1 protein-coding gene and 1 pseudogene are annotated in these 923 nt (G+C 74.1%); both read right to left on the reverse strand.

The features are described from left to right. Window positions 1–345 (reverse strand): annotated as a pseudogene (locus tag HMPREF3086_RS18740) (hypothetical protein); the annotation flags it as partial. Then, the coding region (locus HMPREF3086_RS00600; protein WP_371441629.1) for a D-sedoheptulose-7-phosphate isomerase at window positions 335–923 on the reverse strand (589 nt) is incomplete at its 5' end. The pseudogene HMPREF3086_RS18740 and the gene HMPREF3086_RS00600, both read right to left, overlap by 11 nt.

Below are 923 nucleotides of genomic sequence, written 5' to 3' on the forward strand. Positions count from 1 at the left end.
CCCGCCGTCGTCCACGCGGAGCAGCGTCTGGCCGCCGGCCCGGATACGGGTCTTGGTGCGGGTGCCGCCCTCGTGCCCGAGCGCACGGACGTCGATGTCGGCGAGCTCGGAGCGCAGCGTCTCCCCGGCGGCGTCGTCGGCCAGGGGCGCGACGAGCCGGACGCGGGGCACGCGGTCGATGCGCGCGCACATGAGCGCCGCCAACCCGGCGCCGCCGGGACTCACGCGCGTGTGATCGGCGTCCACGACGGGGACGGGGGCGTCAGGGCACAACCTGGTCGACGTGCCCTCGAGGTCACGGTCGAGGACGACGTCTCCGACGACGGCCACGGGGTCAGCGTGCATTGTCCACCTCTCGGCTCCGGGGCAGCCGCGTGTCCACGGCGGCCGCGAGGGCGTGCAGGAGCACCAGGTGGCACTCCTGGATCACCGCCGTGTTGCAGGAGGCGACCCGTATCGACTCGTCGCATTCCTCCTCGAGCGGGTTGGGTCCGCCTCCGGTGAGGGCCCATGTGGTGACGCCGCGCTCGCGCGCCCGGCGGGCGGCGGCGATGACGTTCTCGCTGGTGCCGCTCGTGGACAGCAGCACGAGGATGTCACCCGGCGAGGCGTGCGCCTCGACCTGGCGGGCGAAGACCTCCGCGTAGCCGTAGTCGTTGCCGATCGCGGTGAGCCCTGACAGGTCGGAGGTCAGGGCTATCGCGGAGACGGGACGCCGGTCCTCGATGAACCGTCCGACGAACTCGGCCGTGAAGTGTTGGGCCTCGGCCGCACTGCCGCCGTTGCCGGCGGCCAGGAGCCTCCCGCCCGCGAGCAGGCGCGAGGTGAGCCGGCCCGCCCACCGGTCGAGGGTGGGCCCGTGTCGGGCGACGTCGTCGAGGGCCGCACGCAGTCCCCCGAGGTGCGACTCGAGCCAGCCGCTG

The organism is Dietzia sp. HMSC21D01 (genome assembly GCF_001815995.1).
GTDB lineage: Bacteria > Actinomycetota > Actinomycetes > Mycobacteriales > Mycobacteriaceae > Dietzia > Dietzia cinnamea.